This is a genomic window from Streptomyces nymphaeiformis, assembly GCF_014203895.1.
In the GTDB taxonomy this organism is placed as follows: domain Bacteria; phylum Actinomycetota; class Actinomycetes; order Streptomycetales; family Streptomycetaceae; genus Streptomyces; species Streptomyces nymphaeiformis.
This window is the reverse complement of sequence record NZ_JACHJY010000005.1, coordinates 169,986-189,325: the sequence shown is the minus strand read 5'-3', so window position 1 is coordinate 189,325 and position 19,340 is coordinate 169,986. Positions and strand designations below refer to the sequence as shown.

General features: G+C 70.8%; 16 protein-coding genes and 5 tRNA genes. 12 read left to right on the top strand and 9 right to left on the bottom strand.

Annotated elements, in window-relative coordinates:
• The first annotated feature begins 127 nt into the window (after positions 1-127).
• The 3 genes from GGE06_RS18470 to GGE06_RS18460 all read left to right on the top strand — a co-directional run bounded on the left by GGE06_RS18470 (position 128) and on the right by GGE06_RS18460 (position 3,206).
• A complete protein-coding gene (locus tag GGE06_RS18470) occupies positions 128-1,711 on the top strand; it encodes an acyl-CoA carboxylase subunit beta (RefSeq protein ID WP_116158667.1) in 1,584 nt (527 codons plus the stop codon).
• A 14-nt stretch (positions 1,712-1,725) separates the two neighbouring features.
• The gene (locus tag GGE06_RS18465) at positions 1,726-1,920 is read left to right on the top strand and encodes an acyl-CoA carboxylase subunit epsilon (RefSeq protein ID WP_116158666.1); all 195 of its coding nucleotides are present in this window, start codon (positions 1,726-1,728) and stop codon (positions 1,918-1,920) included.
• Positions 1,921-2,000: 80 nt separating this feature from the next.
• Complete coding sequence (locus GGE06_RS18460; RefSeq protein ID WP_116158665.1) at positions 2,001-3,206, top strand: hypothetical protein; 1,206 nt, start codon at positions 2,001-2,003, stop codon at positions 3,204-3,206.
• Positions 3,207-3,280: 74 nt separating this feature from the next.
• On the opposite strand, the gene GGE06_RS18455 is transcribed toward GGE06_RS18460, so the two are convergent.
• From GGE06_RS18455 to GGE06_RS18420, 8 genes are all read right to left on the bottom strand, one after another.
• Positions 3,281-3,862: a GTP-binding protein gene (locus tag GGE06_RS18455; protein WP_015036414.1), complete on the bottom strand. Its 582-nt coding sequence runs from the start codon at positions 3,860-3,862 to the stop codon at positions 3,281-3,283.
• Positions 3,843-4,391, bottom strand: coding sequence for a DUF742 domain-containing protein (locus GGE06_RS18450; protein WP_116158664.1), 549 nt, complete (start codon positions 4,389-4,391; stop codon positions 3,843-3,845). The genes GGE06_RS18455 and GGE06_RS18450 overlap by 20 nt, the downstream gene beginning before the upstream one ends.
• A gap of 91 nt (positions 4,392-4,482) precedes the next feature.
• A complete protein-coding gene (locus tag GGE06_RS18445) occupies positions 4,483-4,896 on the bottom strand; it encodes a roadblock/LC7 domain-containing protein (protein WP_026057603.1) in 414 nt (137 codons plus the stop codon).
• A 7-nt stretch (positions 4,897-4,903) separates the two neighbouring features.
• The gene (locus tag GGE06_RS18440; protein ID WP_184931286.1) at positions 4,904-8,167 is read right to left on the bottom strand and encodes a sensor histidine kinase; all 3,264 of its coding nucleotides are present in this window, start codon (positions 8,165-8,167) and stop codon (positions 4,904-4,906) included.
• A 340-nt stretch (positions 8,168-8,507) separates the two neighbouring features.
• Complete coding sequence (locus GGE06_RS18435; RefSeq protein WP_116158662.1) at positions 8,508-9,089, bottom strand: GTP-binding protein; 582 nt, start codon at positions 9,087-9,089, stop codon at positions 8,508-8,510.
• Positions 9,070-9,474, bottom strand: coding sequence for a DUF742 domain-containing protein (locus GGE06_RS18430; protein WP_017235980.1), 405 nt, complete (start codon positions 9,472-9,474; stop codon positions 9,070-9,072). Before GGE06_RS18430 ends, GGE06_RS18435 begins: the two co-directional genes overlap by 20 nt.
• 157 nt (positions 9,475-9,631) lie before the next feature.
• Positions 9,632-10,045, bottom strand: a complete 414-nt coding sequence (locus GGE06_RS18425; RefSeq protein ID WP_015036421.1) for a roadblock/LC7 domain-containing protein — start codon at positions 10,043-10,045, stop codon at positions 9,632-9,634.
• Between the two features lie 9 nt (positions 10,046-10,054).
• Complete coding sequence (locus GGE06_RS18420) at positions 10,055-13,873, bottom strand: sensor histidine kinase (protein WP_184931285.1); 3,819 nt, start codon at positions 13,871-13,873, stop codon at positions 10,055-10,057.
• A gap of 571 nt (positions 13,874-14,444) precedes the next feature.
• On the opposite strand from GGE06_RS18420, the gene GGE06_RS18415 reads away from it, so the two are divergent.
• The 9 genes from GGE06_RS18415 (at position 14,445) to GGE06_RS18375 (ending at position 18,434) form a co-directional block, all read left to right on the top strand.
• The gene (locus tag GGE06_RS18415; protein ID WP_116158660.1) at positions 14,445-14,648 is read left to right on the top strand and encodes a hypothetical protein; all 204 of its coding nucleotides are present in this window, start codon (positions 14,445-14,447) and stop codon (positions 14,646-14,648) included.
• A 126-nt stretch (positions 14,649-14,774) separates the two neighbouring features.
• Complete coding sequence (locus GGE06_RS18410; RefSeq protein WP_041131422.1) at positions 14,775-15,560, top strand: fumarylacetoacetate hydrolase family protein; 786 nt, start codon at positions 14,775-14,777, stop codon at positions 15,558-15,560.
• Positions 15,553-17,028 carry a glutamate--tRNA ligase gene (gene gltX, locus GGE06_RS18405; protein ID WP_116158659.1) on the top strand — a complete coding sequence of 492 codons (1,476 nt, stop codon included), beginning with the start codon at positions 15,553-15,555 and terminating at the stop codon, positions 17,026-17,028. The genes GGE06_RS18410 and gltX overlap by 8 nt, the downstream gene beginning before the upstream one ends.
• Before the next feature lie 60 nt (positions 17,029-17,088).
• Entirely contained in the window at positions 17,089-17,811 is a 723-nt protein-coding gene (locus tag GGE06_RS18400) for an HAD family hydrolase (RefSeq protein WP_116158658.1), read from the top strand.
• 95 nt (positions 17,812-17,906) lie between these two features.
• Positions 17,907-17,978: transfer RNA gene (locus tag GGE06_RS18395), tRNA-Gln, on the top strand.
• Positions 17,979-18,019: 41 nt separating this feature from the next.
• A tRNA-Glu gene (locus GGE06_RS18390) sits at positions 18,020-18,092 on the top strand.
• A 61-nt stretch (positions 18,093-18,153) separates the two neighbouring features.
• A tRNA-Glu gene (locus GGE06_RS18385) sits at positions 18,154-18,226 on the top strand.
• 20 nt (positions 18,227-18,246) lie between these two features.
• Positions 18,247-18,318: transfer RNA gene (locus GGE06_RS18380), tRNA-Gln, on the top strand.
• A gap of 43 nt (positions 18,319-18,361) precedes the next feature.
• Positions 18,362-18,434: transfer RNA gene (locus GGE06_RS18375), tRNA-Glu, on the top strand.
• Positions 18,435-18,562: 128 nt separating this feature from the next.
• On the opposite strand, the gene ndgR is transcribed toward GGE06_RS18375, so the two are convergent.
• Entirely contained in the window at positions 18,563-19,279 is a 717-nt protein-coding gene (gene ndgR, locus GGE06_RS18370; protein WP_005311436.1) for an IclR family transcriptional regulator NdgR, read from the bottom strand.
• Positions 19,280-19,340 lie beyond the last annotated feature (61 nt).

Here is a 19,340-nt window from a genome sequence, read left to right as displayed (position 1 = left end):
GGGGGTGTCTGGCTGTTGACTCGGGCTGGTCGGGTCTGGGTTCTGTCCAGCCCCACCAGGATTCGACACGCGAGACTGTACGGAGTCGACGGCGGGGTTTTCTTGTCCGACTTCGTAGGGTCGGTACATGACCGTTGTGGACCAGATCCCGAGCGAGCCCGCTGACGCCCGTGGCCGAGTGGCCGAGCTGCACGTCCTGCGCGAGCAGGCGCTCCGTGGCCCGAGTGAGCGCGCCACCGAGGCCCAGCACGCGAAGGGCAAGCTGACCGCTCGCGAGCGCATCGAGCTGCTGCTCGACCCTGGTTCCTTCAACGAGGTCGAGCAGCTGCGCCGGCACCGCGCGCAGGGCTTCGGCCTGGAGGCCAAGAAGCCGTACACCGACGGTGTCATCACCGGCTGGGGCACGGTCGAGGGCCGCACGGTCTTCGTCTACGCGCACGACTTCCGGATCTTCGGCGGCGCCCTCGGCGAGGCCCACGCCACCAAGATCCACAAGATCATGGACATGGCCATCGCGGCCGGTGCCCCGCTGGTCTCCCTGAACGACGGCGCCGGCGCCCGCATCCAGGAGGGCGTCTCCGCCCTCGCCGGCTACGGCGGCATCTTCCAGCGCAACACCAAGGCCTCGGGCGTCATCCCGCAGATCTCGGTGATGCTCGGCCCGTGCGCCGGCGGCGCCGCGTACAGCCCGGCCCTCACGGACTTCGTGTTCATGGTCCGCGAGACCTCGCAGATGTTCATCACCGGCCCGGACGTCGTCAAGGCAGTCACCGGCGAGGAGATCACCCAGAACGGCCTCGGCGGCGCCGACGTGCACGCCGAGACCTCGGGCGTCGCGCACTTCGCGTACGACGACGAGGAGACCTGCATCGCCGAGGTCCGCTACCTCCTGTCGATGCTCCCGCAGAACAACCGCGAGAACCCGCCGACCGTCGCCTCCGAGGACCCGGCCGACCGCCGCTCCGACGTCCTCCTCGACCTCGTGCCCGCCGACGGCAACCGCCCGTACGACATGCACAAGGTCATCGAGGAGCTCGTCGACGACGGCGACTACCTGGAGATCCACGAGCGCTGGGCCCGCAACATCATCTGCGCCCTGGCCCGGCTCGACGGCCAGGTCGTCGGCATCGTCGCCAACCAGCCGCAGTCGCTCGCCGGCGTCCTCGACATCGAGGCCTCCGAGAAGTCCGCGCGCTTCGTCCAGATGTGCGACGCCTTCAACATCCCGATCATCACCCTTCTGGACGTACCCGGCTTCCTGCCTGGTGTAGACCAGGAGCACGGTGGAATCATCAGGCACGGCGCGAAGCTGCTGTACGCGTACTGCAACGCGACCGTGCCCCGGATCTCCCTGATCCTGCGCAAGGCCTACGGCGGCGCCTACATCGTGATGGACTCCCAGTCCATCGGCGCCGACCTGACGTACGCCTGGCCCACCAACGAAATCGCGGTCATGGGCGCCGAAGGCGCCGCCAACGTCATCTTCCGCAAGCAGATCGCGGAGGCCGAGGACCCCGAGGCCATGCGGGCCCGCATGGTCAAGGAGTACAAGGCCGAGCTGATGCACCCGTACTACGCGGCGGAGCGCGGCCTGGTCGACGACGTCATCGACCCCGCCGACACCCGCCAGGTGCTCATCAGGTCCCTCGCGATGCTCCGCACCAAGCACGCCGACCTGCCGTCCCGCAAGCACGGCAACCCGCCTCAGTAAGAGGAGTCATCCACGTGACCACGCCTGCCAACCTTCTCCGCGTCGAGAAGGGCACCGCCGACCCCGAGGAGCTCGCCGCCATCACGGCCGTGCTGCTCGCCCGCGCCGCCTCCCAGCCCGCCGAGACCGCCGCGCACCGCCGCACCCAGGCCGGCTGGCGCCGCCTGGAGCGCGAGCACGGCTTCCGCGCCCCGCACAGCTGGCGCTGAACCGCAGCACCGAAGGGCCCCCGCTTCCCGCACAGGGAAACCGGGGGCCCTTCGCCGTCCCCGGCCCGTAGCATCGCCCGATGCGGAAGATCGACATGCTGATACCGGACCGGGGGCAGCCCGACACCGCCGCCCTGCGCGCCCACGACCCCGACGCCCTCGCCCGCTACGTCCTGGACCCCGGCAACGCCTGGTGGCGCCGCCGGATCTGCGCGGACGCGCTCGCCGGCCGGGTCCCGGAGGCCAGGGTCCACGGCCTCCTCGACCGGATCCGGGACGAGGACGAGACGGCCGAGGTGCGCATCGCGCTCCTCGACCTCCTCGCCGGCCGGACGGAACTCCTGCCCTGGCTGCGCGACGAGGAGCGGCACGGGGACGGTTCGTACGGGGTCGCCGAGGCGGTCCTCAAGGCCCGCGGCCTGCTCGGCGACCGCACGGCCGCCCCCGGCCTGTCCACGCTCGCCGCCTCGCCCTGGCAGCGGTGGCGGGAGACCGGGGAGGCCGGCCTCGACGGACTGGTGGAGCACCACGGTGCCGACGCGATCCTGGCCGACCTCGGCGAGGACCGGCCCGAGGACCGCCGCTTCGCGCTCCGGACCCGGCACCGCGCGGGTCTCGACGTGCTCCCGTACCTGGCCGACCCCGACCGCGGCGTCGCGGACCTCGCCCAGTCGCTCGCCGCGGACCCGGACCGGCTGCGCGCCTTCGTGGACCAGGCGCCCACCCCCGAGGCCGCCGTGCGGGCCGTCTGCGCCCTCCACGGACTCACCGAGGACCGCGCGGAGACCCGCCGGCTCGACGAGCGGCTCGGCGGTCCCCGGGTCGGGGTCGACGGCCTGGACGAGGAACTGCGCCGGGCGGTCGTCCACGAGTACGCCCCCCGGTGCGAGCGGAAGAGCGACCCCCGCTGGCGCCTGGAAGCCCTGTGCACCGAGCCGCCGGGCCACCAGGACGTGGACGCCCGGCTCACGCGTGCGACGGCCGCGCTGGCCGCCGCCGGTCTCGACCCGGCCCCGCCGGTCTCCGCCGGGGACCACCACCAGCAGGGCGACGGCAGCTATCACGTGATCCGGTGCGGAGACGAGCACGTCCTCATCAGCGTCCTCGGCCGCTTCGCCTCCGGTCACGACGACGGGCACCCCGCTCGGCGGGCCCTGGAGGAGGCCGGCTTCCGCTGGATCGACGGGGCCACCGGCGGCATCGAGGTCACCGACCTGTGCGTCTACCACTTCGGCGGACGCGAGCCCCTCGACGTCGACACCCTGCTCTTCTACTGGCAGGACTGAGAGGGCGGGACACGGAAAGGCCCCGCACACCGGATCCGGTGCGCGGGGCCTTTCCGTACCTCGTCCCGTCGGGACTACCGCAGGCGGGCCATGAGGGCGTGCTCGACGAGCGTGATGAGCGCGCTCTTGGCGTCCGCGCGGTGGCGGGCGTCGGTGGTGATGATGGGGGTGTCGGGGCCGATCTGGAGGGCCTCGCGGACTTCCTCGGGCTGGTAGGGCTGGTTGCCGTCGAAGCCGTTGAGGGCGATGACGAACGGGAGGCCCGAGTTCTCGAAGTAGTCGACCGCGGGGAAGCAGTCGGCGAGGCGGCGGGTGTCGACCAGGACGACGGCGCCGATGGCGCCGCGGACGAGGTCGTCCCACATGAACCAGAAGCGGTCCTGACCGGGCGTACCGAAGAGGTACAGGATCAGGTCCTGGTCGAGCGTGATGCGGCCGAAGTCCATGGCGACGGTCGTCGTCGTCTTGTCGCCGGTGTGGGTGAGGTCGTCGATGCCCGCGGAGGCGGAGGTCATGACGGCTTCGGTACGCAGCGGGTTGATCTCCGAGACGGCGCCGACGAACGTGGTCTTGCCCACGCCGAAGCCGCCCGCCACCACGATCTTCGCGCTGGTGGTTGAACGGGCCGCGCCGCCGCTAGAGCTTGCGAAGTCCACTGAGCACCCTTTCGAGCAGTGTCACGTCTGGCTGACCGCCGGCGGCCTCGTCGCCGCCGGGCTGGTGGATGGCGACGAGTCCGGCCTCGGCCAGGTCGGCGACGAGGATTCGGGCGACGCCGAGGGGGATGGAGAGAAGGGCCGAGATCTCCGCGACCGACTTGATCTCGAAGCAGAGCCGGCAGATCCGCTGGTGCTCGGGCAACTGCCCCTGCAGGCGGGCCGGGTCGGCCGTCGTGCTGACCAGCGCCTCGATGGCGAGCTGGTAACGCGGCCGGGTCCGGCCGCCGGTCATCGCGTACGGACGCACCAGCGGGTTGTGCCCGCCGGAACCGCCCGCGGCGGCCGGGCCGCGCGAGGCGGCCGGAGAACCCGCGGCCGACGGGACCTGAGGCTGCGCGTAGGGCTGAGACACGCCCTGTCTGCTCGGGGTGGAGGGAAAGTTGAACCGGTTCTGCGCGGCGTCGCCCAGCGGCGCCTGATGCGCGTCATATCCGTTGTACGGGCTCGCGCCCGGGGGTGTACCCACGTCTCCTCCTCCGACTGCCTCGCGGTCCATGTCCCTTGGACCGCGCCACCGCACCTTACGGTGCGGTGGCACGAAACGCACTGTCCGTCTGTTAGTTGAGAAGACTTCCCTGAAGTTCCGCCCGGAGGTCAGGCGTCAGAACCGTGCCCGCGCGGTCCACGAGCAGGGCCATCTCGTAGCCCACGAGACCGATGTCGGCCTCCGGGTGGGCGAGGACGGCCAGCGAGGAGCCGTCCGAGATCGACATGATGAAGAGGAAGCCGCGCTCCATCTCCACGACGGTCTGGTTGACCGCACCGCCCTCGAAGATCCGGGACGCGCCCGCGGTCAGCGAGGTCAGTCCGGAAGCGACGGCCGCCAGCTGGTCGGCGCGGTCACGGGGGAAACCCTCGGACATCGCCAGCAGGAGTCCGTCGGCGGAGACCACCACCGTGTGCGACACCCCGGGGGTGTTGTCCACGAAGTTGGTGATCAACCAGTTCAGATTCTGCGCCGCCTGGCTCATGCTCACACTAACGCTCCTGGTTGTAGGTACTGCCCGGGCCGAGGCCCGATCCGTTCGTGTCCGTTCCCGCGCTGCGTCCCTGCTGGACGCCCCGGCGCAGGTTGCTCAACCTGCCCCGGACGTCCTCGGGTGCGCGGGAGACCTGGGGGCCGCCCTGCGGGGTCTGCTCAGCGGTGCCCTCGACCAGGTTGGCCTTCGGCACCCGTCGGGGGAGACCGGACGAGGTGACCCCGCCCGCCTTGGGGTCCTTGAGCTTTCCGGCCCGCTGCCAGCGCTCGTCGTTGGTCGAGCGCCATTCCTCGGAGCCGTCGGCTTCGTCCTGCTGCTGCACCGGCTGCGCGGGCTTCGGCTGCTGCGGCGCCTGCTGCGTCTGCTGCGTCTGCGATCCGACGCTGCCGCGGCGCGGCAGACCGGCGTCGGTCAGCGCGTGGCCGGCGTCCGGGGCGGGACTCGGAGTCGGACCCGGACGGTCGAAGCCTACGCGGTCGGGGGCCTGTTCGGGAGCGCTCGGAGCAGATTCCGGTTCCGCTCCGAAATCCTGACCGTAGCCGCCCTGGTAAGCGTTCTGATCCGGCCACTCTGCCTGGTGGGGCTGGGGATCGAACGCATTGCCGTACTGCTGGTGTTCGGTTTCCGGAGCCTCGTACGAGGCTTCCGCATAGCCCTGCTGCGGGTACGCCTCGTAGCCCTGCTCCGGGTAGGCGTAACCATCCTGCCGAGCGAAACCGTCCTGCGGCTGCGCGTAGCCGTTCTGCTGCGGGTAGCCGTCCTGCTGCTGGGCGTAGCCGTCCGCGTACTCCTGGCCGTACTCCTGCCCCGGGTACTGCTCCGCCGGGTACTGCTCGGCGGGGTACTCCTGGGCCTGCGGCTGCTCGTACTGCTCCGCCGGCTCCGCCTCGTCGTGGAAGAGCGGACGGTCGCCGCCCTGCGCCTGGGCCTCCAGGGCCGCACGGCGCTCCTCGCGCTGGAGCGAGCGGTTGACCGGGTCGAGCTGGCGGTCGTCCTCGGCCGGCTGCTCGTAGCGCGAGTCGTCGAAGCCGAGGTCGGCCGCGGTGAGCATCGGCTGCTGCTGCGGGGCGGCCTCGAAGGCGTTCTGCTGCTGCTGCTGCGGGATGATCTGCGAGACGGTGAAGTCGTCGTGGAGCGGCTGCTCGCCGCCACCGCCGTGCGTGATCGCGTCCGGCAGCATGACCAGCGAGGTCGTCCCGGCCTGCTCGCCCGAGGGACGGAGCTGGACCCGGATGCCGTGCCGGTCGGCGAGGCGGCCGACCACGAAGAGGCCCATGCGCTGCGAGACGGCGGCGTCCACGGTCGGCGGGTTGGCCAGCTTGTGGTTGATGTCCGCGAAGTCCTCGGCGGTGAGGCCGATGCCCTTGTCGTGGATCTCGACCATCACACGGCCGTCGGGGAGACGCGTCGCGGTGACGCGCACCTTGGTCTGCGGGGAGGAGAACGTGGTGGCGTTCTCCAGGAGCTCGGCGAGCAGGTGCACGAGGTCGGTCACGGCCTGGCCGTGGATCTCGGCCTCCGGCACGCCGGCCAGCTCGATGCGCTCGTACTGCTCCACCTCGGAGGAGGCGGCGCGCATGACGTCGACCAGCGGGACCGGCTGGTCCCAGCGGCGGCCCGGCTCCTCGCCGGCGAGGACGAGGAGGTTCTCGCCGTTGCGGCGCATGCGGGTGGCCAGGTGGTCCAGGCGGAAGAGGTTCTCCAGCTGGTCCGGGTCCGCCTCGTTGTTCTCCAGGTCGGTGATGAGGGTCAGCTGGCCCTCGATCAGCGACTGGTTGCGGCGCGAGAGGTTCGTGAAGATCGCGTTGACGTTGCCGCGGAGCATGGCCTGCTCGGCGGCGAGCCGGACGGCCTCGCGGTGGACCTGGTCGAAGGCGCGGGCGACCTCGCCGATCTCGTCCTGCGAGTCGATCGGGATGGGCTGGACGCGGGTGTCGACCCGGCCCGGCTCCGTACGGGAGAGCTGGTCGACGAGCATCGGCAGGCGCTGCTCGGCGATGCTGAACGCGGCGGTCCGCAGCTCGCGCATCGAGCGGCTCATCTGGCGGGCCATCATCCCGGCCAGGATGAAGGCGGCGAGCAGGGCGACGACGACGATGCCGCCGTTGACCCAGGCGTCCGTCTTGGCCTCGTCGGAGATGTCGGCGGCCTCGGTCACGGCCTTGTCGACGAGGGTCTTCTCGACCTCGCTGTAGCCGTCGAACTTGGCGGTGGCGACGGCCATCCAGGTCTCGGGCGTGATGCCCTGGCCCTTCAGGTCCTTGATGCCCTCGGGACCCTTGGCGGTGCCGATCTGGGAGGCGACGCCGGAGTAGACGGAGCCGTCCTTGCCCTTGGGCAGCTCGACGCCGGCCGCGGACATCCGCTTCTCGCCCTCGGCGGCCTTGCCGGCCATGACCTTCTTGAGGAGGTCGACGTCCTCGGGCAGACCGCCGGAGTTGAACTCGCCGAGGGCGATCTGCTCCAGGTAGTTGTACGAGTTGAACGCCACGGACTGCTGGGCGAAGACCGCCTCGTCCCGGCTGGGCCGGACGAGGAGCTGCGTGCCGATGGAGCGCTGGAGGGACTCCGCGCCCTTCGACAGCTGGATCGCGTAGACCGTGCGGCCGTAGCTGGTGATGTTGCCGGTGCCCAGACCGAGCTCGTTCGAGAACTCCATCAGGTAGTGCTGCACGCCCGTGTAGCCGAGCTGCGTGTTCACCGGGTCGAGGGAGCGGGTGTACGCGGCCTTGCGCAGCGTCTCCAGCTTCGGCTCCTCGTCCTGGAACAGCCGCAGACGGCGCTCCAGGCCCTGGCCCGACGGCATGTTCTTGACGGCCTCGTCGAACTTCGCCTTGGCGGAGTCGGTCGCGGCGTACGCCCGCGTGACCTCGTCGGCCTTGCGGTCCTCGGGGGTCTTCGCGGCGAGCAGGGGGCCGGCGGTCAGGTCGCGCTCGTTGAGGAGGGCGGTGCTGTACTCCGAGGCGGCGCGCACGATGAGCGCCGTCTTCTCGGCGTCCTGCGCCTCCTGCCAGGTGTCGATGGCCGACTTCACCTGGAAGCTGCCCATGACGAGGCCGGTGAGCACGGGTATGCAGAGGATCGCGTTCAGGCGCGTGGGCACCCGCCAGTTGCGGGGCGAGAGCTTGCTGGAGCTGCCCTTGACCGGCTCGACGGGGGGCGGCGTCACGGGCACGTCCGCGGGCGACATCGCCGTGCGCGACGGCGGCGTGAAGTTGCCCCGCGTCTCCTGCTCCGCGGAGCTTTCCTTGCTTCGCCTCACTCGACCAACAACCTCTCGGCGTCGGCACCTACGTTGTGCCGGTGTTTCGTTCAGGGCCGTACTACTCGGGAGTTCATGAATTGCAGCACGTGAAGGGGGTCGGTTCCAAACAGTGGGAAACGGCCGCTTTCAGTGGTCCAGGCCTCGCATAAAACGGGCATAAAGAGCGAGCCCCGCCAAATGGCGGGGCTCAGGTGAGCGCAGTGACACCGGGCGGATGCGTCGGGTGTCCGAGGCGGCCCAATTCTCTGTCGAAATGTTATGAACCCGGGGGCGGCCGTGTCGAAGGACACAGACCGCCCCTGGCAGAGGCATATGACAACCGCCCTGGGCCGTCCCGTTACTTGAGGCGGGCCATGAGGGCGTGCTCGACGAGCGTGATGAGCGCGCTCTTGGCGTCCGCGCGGTGGCGGGCGTCGGTGGTGATGATGGGGGTGTCGGGGCCGATCTGGAGGGCCTCGCGGACTTCCTCGGGCTGGTAGGGCTGGTTGCCGTCGAAGCCGTTGAGGGCGATGACGAACGGGAGGCCCGAGTTCTCGAAGTAGTCGACCGCGGGGAAGCAGTCGGCGAGGCGGCGGGTGTCGACCAGGACGACGGCGCCGATGGCGCCGCGGACGAGGTCGTCCCACATGAACCAGAAGCGGTCCTGACCGGGCGTACCGAAGAGGTACAGGATCAGGTCCTGGTCGAGCGTGATGCGGCCGAAGTCCATGGCGACGGTCGTCGTCGTCTTGCCGCCGGTGTGCGTCAGATCGTCGATGCCGGCCGACGCGGAGGTCATGACGGCTTCGGTACGCAGCGGGTTGATCTCCGAGACGGCGCCGACGAACGTGGTCTTGCCCACGCCGAAGCCGCCCGCCACCACGATCTTCGCGCTGGTGGTCGATCTGGCCGCGCCGCCGCTAGAGCTTGCGAAGTCCACTGAGCACCCTTTCGAGCAGTGTCACGTCCGGCGTGCCGCCGGTCTCTCCGTTGCCCGGCTGGTGGATCGCCACCATGCCGGCCTCCGCCAGGTCGGCCACGAGGATCCGGGCGACACCGAGCGGCATCGACAGGAGGGCCGACACCTCGGCCACCGACTTGACCTCGCGGCAGAGGTGGCAGATCCGCTGGTGCTCCGGAAGGAGCGTGGCGAGGTGCGCCGGGTCGGCCGTGGTGCTGACCAGCGCCTCGATGGCGAGCTGGTAACGCGGCCGGGTCCGGCCGCCGGTCATCGCGTACGGACGCACCAGCGGCTGGTCGCCCTCATGCCCGTACTCGTCGACTGATGCGCCGTACGGATCGTGAGAGGCGGGGGGCGGGGTCATGAATCCTCCGGGCGTGACAGCAAGACTTCTGCCGTCTGATGGGGCCGGTGGGGGGCCGGGTGGGGCGGCCGGACGATGAACAGTGCCAGGGCGGTACGGAGGGGCGTACCGCCCTGTCGGTCGGTCGTGCGAACGTGGGGTGTCCGGTGTGCGTGACCTAGTGGAGCAGGCTGCCCTGGAGCTCCGCACGGAGATCCGGGGTGAGGACGCTGCCGGCCCGGTCGACCAGCAGCGCCATCTCGTAGCCCACGAGGCCGATGTCGCACTCGGGGTGGGCGAGCACGGCCAGCGAGGAGCCGTCGGAGACCTGCATGAGGAAGAGGAAGCCGCGCTCCATCTCCACCACGGTCTGTGCCACGGGACCGCCCTCGAAGATCCGGGACGCGCCCGCGGTCAGCGAGGTCAGTCCGGATGCGACCGCCGCCAGCTGGTCGGCGCGGTCGCGGGGGAATCCTTCGGACATGGCCAGCAGGAGTCCGTCGGCGGAGACCACCACCGTGTGGGACACCCCGGGGGTGTTGTCCACGAAGTTGGTGATCAACCAGTTCAGATTCTGCGCCGCCTGGCTCATCGCGTTCAACTAACGCTCCTGCTGATGGTTCGGACCGAGGTGGTGGCTACCCGTGGTCGAGTTGCCGGCCTGACGGCCCTGCTGAATGCCGCGGCGCAGATTGGTGAGCCGGCCGCGGACGTCGTCGGGTGCACGCGAGACCTGGGGGCCGGCCGTGTGGGCCTGCTCCTGTGCGGTCCCGGGTACGAGGTTGGCCTTCGGCACACGGCGCGGAAGACCGGAGGTGGTGACGCCGCCGGCAGCGGGCTTGCGCACCCGCTCCGCCTGGCGCACCAGCTCGTCGTTGGGCGAGGTCCGCCAGGCGGCCCCGTTCTGGCGGCCGCCGTCACCGGCCGGGTCGGCGGCCGGGCGGGGCGCCGGAGCGGACGGCTGCGAGACCACCGGGGTCTGCATCGTCTGCGTCAGGTCCGCCTGGTAGCCCTGCTGCTGCGGCTGCCCCTGCTGCGCCCAGTCGGACCCCAGCGCGTCGTACTGCGGGGTACGGCCGTCACGCGCGCCACCGGCCGGCGGCAGGGCCTCCGGACGGCGCGGCTGCTGCGGCTGCTGCGGCTGCTGCCGTACGGCCGGCTCGGCCGGACGCGGGGCGCCGAAGTCGTTGCCGCCCCGCTGTCGCGGCGCCGGCGGCTGGGGCTGCTGCTGCGCCTGCGGCACGAAGGGCTGCCGGCCGTACTGCTGCTCCTGGCCGTACTGCTGCTGCTGACCGAACTGCTGCTGGCCGTCCTGGTACGCCTGGGGCTGCGGGGCACCGAAGTCCGGGCGCGGGAACTGGCCGGTGGAGCCGGGACCCTGCGGGGCACCGAAGTCCGGGCGCGGGAACTGCGCCGTCGACGCCGGGTCCTGCTGGTAGGCCTGCTGCTGCGGGACCTGCGGCTGCTGCTGCGGGGCACCGAAGTCCGGGCGCGGGAACTGGCCCGTGGAACCGGGGCCCTGCGGCGCGCCGAACAGGCCCGCCGACTCCGGCTCCTCGTGACCGCGCGGGGCGTCCAGCGGGGACATCTCCTGCTGCGGGCGCCGGACCGGCTGCTGCTGCGGGTCGTTGCCCCAGCTCGCGGCCTGCGGGCGCTGCTGCTGCGGGGCGCCGCCGGGCAGCTCGGCACGCGGGAAGTCGTACCCGGCCTGCTGGTTGCCCTGGGGCTGCTGGTTGCCCTGCGGCTGCTGGGGCTGCTGCTGCGGTGCCGACTGGTTGCCCCACACGTCCGTACGGGACGGGATGGCGCTCGCGGCGCCGCCGATGAGGCCGCCTCCGCCGGGGCCCGGACGCAGCGCGTCGGGCGACTGGGGAGCCTGCGGGATCTGCGGCAGCTGGCCGGTCTGCTCCAGGGCCGCGTTGGCCGCGTTGGCTGCGTTCTGCGGCTGCGGGGTGCGGGACTGCGGCGCGCCCTGCGGGCCGCCGGCGAGCGGCGCACCGTCACGGGCGGGCAGCGCGGCCCGGGGACCGCCCGTACCGACCTGGCCGCGCGCGGCACCGGCACCGGTGCCGAGACGGCCGGCCGCCGAGGACGGGGCACCGCCCTGGCCGGGACGTCCGCCACCGGGGCCACCGGCCGCGCCGGGACCGCCGGGGAGACGCCCGCCGGGGGCGGAGGCACCCTGCGGCATCGCGCCCTGACCGCCCGCGCCCGGCTTGGGCATGGGCTTCTTGCCGCCCTGGGCGACGTCGACGGGGAGCATGACGAGCGCGGTGGTGCCGCCCGAGTCGGACGGGCGCAGCTGGATCCGGATGCCGTGTCGCAGGGACAGGCGGCCGACCACGAACAGACCCATGCGGCGCGAGACCGAGACGTCCACGGTGGGCGGCGAGGCGAGCCGCTCGTTGATCGCGGCGAGGTCCTCGGGGGAGAGGCCGATGCCGGTGTCGTGGATCTCGACGAGCACGCGGCCGTCGGGCAGGGCGTGACCGGTGACCCGGACCTTGGTCTGCGGGGAGGAGAACGACGTGGCGTTCTCGAGGAGCTCGGCGAGGAGGTGCACGAGGTCGTTGACGACCCGGCCGGCGACCTCGGTCGCCGGGACCGCGGCCAGTTCGATGCGCTCGTACTGCTCCACCTCGGAGGCGGCGGCACGGAGGACGTCGACCAGCGGGACCGGGCGGGTCCAGCGGCGGCCCGGCTCCTCACCGGCGAGGACGAGGAGGTTCTCGCCGTTCCGGCGCATACGGGTCGCGAGGTGGTCGAGCTTGAACAGCGAGGACAGCTGGTCCGGGTCGGCCTCGCGGGACTCCAGCTCGGAGATGAGCGAGAGCTGACGCTGGATGAGGCCCTGGGAACGCCGCGAGAGGTTGGTGAACATCGCGTTGACGTTGCCCCGGAGGAGGGCCTGCTCGGCGGCGAGGCGGACCGCCTCGCGGTGCACGTCGTCGAAGGCCGCGGCCACCTGGCCGATCTCGTCCCGGGAGTGCACACCGACGGACTCGACGGAGGTGTCGACGTCCTGCGGGTCGGACTCGGAGAGCTGCTTGACGAGCTCGGGCAGGCGGTCCTGGGCGACCTTGGTCGCGGTGTCCTGGAGTCGCCGCAGCGACCGGATCATGGACCGGGCCACGACGAAGGCGCCGATGAGCGAGACGCCGAGGACGAGGAGGATCAGCGCACCGTTGATGATGGCGTCGCGCTGCGACTCCTGCTTCAGCTCACGGGCCATCGTCTCCATGTCGCCGAGCAGACCCGCCTCGATGCGGTTCATGGCGGAGATCTTGGTGCTGTACTCGTCGGTGAAGTTCAGGTGACCGCGCTTGACGCCGGTGGGCATCGCGTCGTCCGAGTTCAGCACGCGCTCGGCGTACTTGTTCGCGGCGTTGATCGACGGGTCGCCGCTGTTCAGCGACTCGGTCCGCTCGGCGGCGTCACCGCCGGTGGACTCGTAGATCGCCTGGAACGACTTGAGCTCGACGGCCTCACTGTTGAGGGCGGCCTCGCCGTAGAGGCGGTCACCCTGCTGGATCCGTCCGGCGGTCCGGTCGCTCGGCGGGAGCGCGGCGGCGATGATCGCCTGCTGGATGGAGGCGTACTCCTTGGCGGACGAGAACGCGGCGAGCGCGCGGGTCCGCTTGATCATCTCGGGGTTGCTGGTCGCCTGCGCCATGTCCTGGGACAGGCTGAGCAGCGAGCGGATGAGGCGGCTGTACGCCTCGACCGTCACCGAGTGGGACACGCCCTTCTCGTAGGCGGCGCCCCGGATGGAGTGGAGCTCGGTGACCTGCGAGGCGATCTGGCTGACGTTCTGGCGGATGCTGCGCAGCGCCTCGTCGCCCTCGGTGGCCGGGATGTCCTCGGTGGCGTCGAGGAAGGCCTTGTACTCGCGGTCCGTCTTCCGGCGCGGGTTGGCGACCTGGTAGTCGCTGACCGGGCGGCCGTTGGCCAGCGGACCCGCGGACAGGTCGCGCTCGGCCTGCAGGGCCTGCGCGAGGCCGGTCGCCTCACGGGTCAGCTTGGTGAGCAGCTGCATGTGGTCGAGCTGCTCCATGTCCTGGAGCGAGTCGCTGATGCGGATGCCGCCCAGGGTGGTCGCCGCGACCACGGGGAGGGTGAGGAGCGCGACGAGGCGCGTGGAGATGCGCCAGTTGCGCAGGGCTATTCGGGGTCCGACCTCGTTCTCGGCCCGGACCTTGGGGGGTGCGGCGGCGGGCTCGGCGGACGAGGCCGCGGCGCTTGAGCGCCTGCCGCCCTTGTCGCCGCCCTCGCCGGACGGTCCCTGACCCTGGTTCGGGGTGTGCGAGGCCGAGGGACCGCGGTCGGTCCCGGCACGCGGTTCCTGCTCCGCCGGAGCATCCGCTCGGCCCTGGCGGGCCTGGGAAGACCCCGAGCCATCCCTCTTGAAACGTCCCTGCACTAGCGTCGCAACCTCTGGACCAGGCGTCCTTCCGGATGAACGGAGAGGACGGTGTCGGCGTCGATCGGGGTGTGTGGAGCACCCCAGGTGGTCGTCGGTGACCGGCGCAGTTCCCCCTTCTTTCCCGCCACTCGGCCGGCGCTGCGTTGCGCCCCTTGCGCGCCGGCTTGAAACCCGCGGCGGTGCGTGGAATTCCAGCACAGTGCCGGATCTCCAACAAGGGCCGCGTGTCGTGGCGGGAGGGGTATGACAAAGCGTGCACGACGTGTCACCCCATGTAGAAGATGATCACGGAGGATTCGGACTTTTCAGTCCCAATGGTCGGGCGTCCCCGTGTGTCCCAGTCGCCATGATCAGGAGCGGAATAGCTCGTTCAGTGGCGGAATGCCCCTTTCCGTGACGACCGGAGACGGTCCGTAATGCCCGGAATGAGACCCGAGTGGTGAGCAAACTCACACGCTGATCGATGTCTCAGCCATGCATTCGAAGGGAAGGGCGTGTTTAGCCTGGCGCTTTACACCGCTTCGCGCCCGTACGGGCGCCCCTCCCGGAACAAGGTCTGATCAGCGCGATGAAGACGACGACGCTCCGCACCACGGCCAACCCCCGCCGTTCCACCCTCGTCCACCTCGCGGACGCCGCAGAGCTCGGCCGCGGTGCCCAGCCGGAGTACGCCACGGAGCTGCCCGGCAACACGGCCAACCCGCGCCGCACGATCCTGATGCAGGCCCCGGCCCCCTACGAGCCCCAGCCGTACGCCTCCGCGACGCGCTGACCCGGGACGCGGCAGGCCCCGCCCCCACCCATAGGCACCGGTGATAACGCCGGTCGACCGCCCTCTCGCCGCGTTAGCCTGGAGCGTCAGACTCCAGCCAGCACCAAGTGAGGGGCGACAGCACTCGTGCGCATCGCCAGATTCTCCATCGACGGCAATGTGGCCTTCGGCGCGGTCGAGGGCGAGGGAACCGTCGAGTCCGGCGGCCTCGTCCTCGACATCATCAAGGGCATCCCGTACACCGACTTCGAGCTCAGCGGCACCAAGGTCCCGCTGAGCAAGGTACGGCTCCTGCCGCCCGTGCTCCCCAACAAGGTCGTGGCCATCGGCCGCAACTACGCCGAGCACGCCGCCGAACTCGGCAACGAGGTCCCCGACGTCCCCGTCGCCTTCTTCAAGCCCACCACCTCGGTGATCGGCCCCGGCGACGCCATCGAGTACCCCTCCTTCTCCAACGAGCTGCACCACGAGGCCGAACTGGCCGTGGTCATCGGCCGCATGTGCCGCGAGGTGCCCCGCGAGCGCGTGAAGGACGTCATCTTCGGCTACACCTGCGCCAATGACGTCACCGCCCGCGACGCGCAGCAGCGCGAGAAGCAGTGGGCCCGCGCGAAGGGCTTCGACACCTCCTGCCCGCTGGGCCCCTGGGTGGAGACCGACCTCGACCCGAGCGACCTGACCATCCAGGCCACGGTCAACGGCGAACAACGCCAGCTGGGTCGGACGAGCGACATGATCCGCTCCATCGAGGACCTGGTCGTCCACATCACCGAGGCCATGACGCTGCTCCCCGGCGACGTCATCCTCACCGGCACCCCCGCCGGGGTCGGCCCCCTCAACGTCGGCGACGAGGTCGCCGTCACCATCGAAGGCATCGGCACTCTCACCAACAAGGTGATCAAGCGTGGCTAACGCGAACATCCGCGTCCGTTTCTGTCCCTCCCCGACCGGCAACCCCCACGTGGGCCTGGTCCGCACCGCCCTCTTCAACTGGGCCTTCGCCCGGCACAACCAGGGCACCATGGTCTTCCGCATCGAGGACACCGACGCTGCGCGCGACTCCGAGGAGTCGTACAACCAGCTCCTCGACTCGCTGAAGTGGCTCGGCCTCGACTGGGACGAGGGCCCCGAGGTCGGCGGCCCGCACGCGCCGTACCGCCAGTCGCAGCGGATGGACATCTACAAGGACGTCGCCGCCAAGCTGCTCGCCGGCGGGTACGCGTACCCCTGCTACTGCACCACCGAGGAGCTCGACGAGCGCCGCGAGGCCGCCCGCGCCGCCGGCCGCCCCTCCGGCTACGACGGCCACTGCCGCGACCTCACCGACGAGCAGAAGGCCGCGTACGAGGCCGAGGGCCGCGCGTCGATCGTCCGCTTCCGGATGCCCGACGAGCCGATCACCTTCACCGACCTGGTCCGCGGCGAGCTCACCTTCACCCCGGAGAACGTGCCGGACTACGGCATCCTCCGGGCCAACGGCGCCCCGCTCTACACCCTCGTCAACCCGGTCGACGACGCCCTCATGGAGATCACCCACGTCCTGCGCGGCGAGGACCTGCTCTCCTCCACCCCGCGCCAGGTCGCGCTCTACAAGGCGCTGATCGAGCTCGGCATCGCCAAGGAGATCCCCTCCTTCGGCCACCTGCCGTACGTGATGGGCGAGGGCAACAAGAAGCTCTCCAAGCGCGACCCGCAGGCCTCCCTCAACCTCTACCGGGAGCGCGGCTTCCTCCCCGAGGGCCTGCTCAACTACCTGTCGCTCCTCGGCTGGTCCTTCTCGGCCGACCAGGACCTCTTCACCATCCCCGAGATGGTGGCGAAGTTCGACATCGCCGACGTCAACGCCAACCCGGCGCGCTTCGACCTCAAGAAGGCCGAGTCGATCAACGCCGACCACATCCGGATGCTCAAGGTCGAGGACTTCGCCGCGGCCTGCGAGCCCTGGCTGCAGGCCCCGCACGCCCCCTGGGCGCCGGAGGACTTCGACAAGGCCGCCTGGGAGGCCATCGCGCCGCACGCCCAGACCCGCCTGACCGTCCTCTCGGACATCACGGCCAACGTGGACTTCCTGTTCCTGTCCGAGCCGGTCTTCGACCAGCCCTCGTGGGACAAGGCCATGAAGGGCGAGCCCGCGGCGCTGCTCACCACCGCCCGCGAGAAGCTCGAGGCGGCCGACTGGAGCGACCCCGAGTCCCTCAAGAACGCCGTCCTGGCCGCCGGCGAGGCCCACGGCCTCAAGCTCGGCAAGGCGCAGGCCCCGGTCCGCGTCGCGGTCACCGGCCGCACGGTCGGCCTGCCGCTCTTCGAGTCCCTGGAGATCCTGGGCAAGGAGAAGACCCTGACCCGCATCGACGCGGCCCTGGCGAAGCTCGCCGGCTGATCCGCGCCGTACGCACCGGTACCCCCGTCCCGCGCCCGGGACGGGGGTACCGTCGTCTCCATGGCCATCCGCGCGGTGCTCTGGGACATCGACGACACGATCTTCGACTACGCGGCCGCCGACCGGGCCGGGATGCGGGCGCACCTCGCGGCCGAGGGGCTGCTCGGGGCCTGGGGCTCCGTCGAGGAGGCCCTGGGGCGCTGGAAGGAGCTCACGGAACTGCACTGGCGCCGGTACGAGGCCGAGGGCGGGGACTTCCGGGAGCAGCGGCGCGAGCGCGTGCGGGACTTCCTCGGCCGGCCGGGGCTCACCGCCGCCGAGGCCGACGACTGGTTCGACCGGTACGTGGTCCATTACGAGGCCGCCTGGGAGCTCTTCCCCGACACCGTGCCCGCCCTCGACCTGCTCGCCCGTGACTACCGTCACGGCGTGCTGTCCAACTCCAGCATCCACAACCAGGACCACAAGCTCCGTGCGCTGGGCGTGCGGGACCGCTTCGAGGCCGTGGTGTGCGCCGCCGAGCTCGGGGTGGCCAAGCCGGCCCCGGAGGCCTTCCACGCCGCCTGTGCCGCCCTGGGCCTGCGCCCCGACCAGGTGGCGTACGTCGGTGACCAGCCGGACATCGACGCCCGGGGCGCCGTGGAGGCGGGCCTGCGGGGCATCTGGCTGGATCGCGCGGGGACCGGCGGGAGACCCGAGCTGACCCGGATCACCGGCCTCCGCGAGCTGCCCGCGCTGCTGCGTGCGGATACGCGTTTTGGAGCACCGTCCACCTTCGGGTAATGTTCTTCCTGCGCCGAGGGGAACGGGCCGAAAGGCCGGAAAGCCCCGGAAGCGCAAGCCGAACAAGATCGCTTCTCGAAGTGATCGAGTCCCGGTGGCCTATGGTGTAATTGGCAGCACGACTGATTCTGGTTCAGTTAGTCTTGGTTCGAGTCCAGGTAGGCCAGCTCGCAGAGCTCATCTGCAACCGTGGATTGGCATCCACAAAGCCCCCGTTGTGTAGCGGCCTAGCACGCCGCCCTCTCAAGGCGGTAGCGCCGGTTCGAATCCGGTCGGGGGTACAGATCCTTCCCGCGGGATCACCTGGGTAGCTCCCGGTGAACCCGATGCAGGATCGCTAGGGCCCCCGTTGTGTAGCGGCCTAGCACGCCGCCCTCTCAAGGCGGTAGCGCCGGTTCGAATCCGGTCGGGGGTACGAGTTGGTCTAAACCACTTTGGTCTATGGTGTAATTGGCAGCACGACTGATTCTGGTTCAGTTAGTCTAGGTTCGAGTCCTGGTAGACCAGCTTGGATCTGCGGCGGTGTTCATCAACCGCATGCAGGATCCGCGCCCCCGTTGTGTAGCGGCCTAGCACGCCGCCCTCTCAAGGCGGTAGCGCCGGTTCGAATCCGGTCGGGGGTACAAGACGAAGAAGCCCTTCCCTTCGGGGGAGGGCTTCTTCGCTGTTCCCGGCCTCGCGCACACAACTCCGGCCCACCGCTGCGGCGTTGGAACGGTGGGCCGGGAACGTACAGGTGAACAGGGAGACGTCAGCCGTTGCGGCGGAGCGCCTCGGAGAGACGGGCGGCGGCGTCGATGACCGCCTGGGCGTGCATGCGGCCGGGGTGGCGCGTCAGACGCTCGATGGGACCCGAGACCGACACGGCGGCCACCACGCGGTTCGAGGGGCCGCGTACGGGCGCGGAGACGGACGCGACGCCCGGCTCCCGCTCGCCGATCGACTGGGCCCAGCCACGGCGCCGTACGCCCGACAGGGCCGTCGCCGTGAAGCGGGCGCCCTGGAGGCCGCGGTGCAGCCGCTCGGGCTCCTCCCAGGCCATCAGGATCTGCGCGGACGAGCCGGCCTTCATGGTCAGCGTCGAGCCGACCGGGACCGTGTCCCGCAGGCCCGAGAGCCGCTCGGCCGCCGCCACGCAGATGCGCATGTCGCCCTGGCGCCGGTAGAGCTGGGCGCTCTCGCCGGTGACGTCGCGCAGATGCGTCAGAACCGGGCCCGCGGTCGCGAGCAGGCGGTCCTCGCCGGCCGCGGCGGCGAGCTCCGCCAGGCGCGGTCCGAGGATGAACCGGCCCTGCATGTCACGCGCCACCATCCGGTGGTGTTCCAGTGCCACGGCCAGTCGATGGGCCGTGGGTCGTGCGAGTCCCGTCGCCGCGACCAGTCCTGCGAGGGTGGCCGGACCGGACTCCAGGGCGCTCAGGACAAGGGCTGCCTTGTCGAGAACGCCTACGCCGCTAGAGTTGTCCATGCAACGATATTCGCGTCTCACTCTGTGAAACGCAAGTTCAATTTTTCTCGGAACCTGTGAC

Excerpts from the sequence above, each read along its gene's own strand:
- GGE06_RS18470 (WP_116158667.1), top strand. The coding sequence starts at position 128 with ATGACCGTTGTGGACCAGATCCCGAGCGAGCCCGCTGACGCCCGTGGC.
- GGE06_RS18460 (WP_116158665.1), top strand. The coding sequence starts at position 2,001 with ATGCGGAAGATCGACATGCTGATACCGGACCGGGGGCAGCCCGACACC.
- GGE06_RS18445 (WP_026057603.1), bottom strand. The coding sequence starts at position 4,896 with ATGAGCCAGGCGGCGCAGAATCTGAACTGGTTGATCACCAACTTCGTG.
- GGE06_RS18430 (WP_017235980.1), bottom strand. The coding sequence starts at position 9,474 with ATGACCCCGCCCCCCGCCTCTCACGATCCGTACGGCGCATCAGTCGAC.
- GGE06_RS18425 (WP_015036421.1), bottom strand. The coding sequence starts at position 10,045 with ATGAGCCAGGCGGCGCAGAATCTGAACTGGTTGATCACCAACTTCGTG.
- GGE06_RS18415 (WP_116158660.1), top strand. The coding sequence starts at position 14,445 with ATGAAGACGACGACGCTCCGCACCACGGCCAACCCCCGCCGTTCCACC.
- GGE06_RS18400 (WP_116158658.1), top strand. The coding sequence starts at position 17,089 with ATGGCCATCCGCGCGGTGCTCTGGGACATCGACGACACGATCTTCGAC.
- ndgR (WP_005311436.1), bottom strand. The coding sequence starts at position 19,279 with ATGGACAACTCTAGCGGCGTAGGCGTTCTCGACAAGGCAGCCCTTGTC.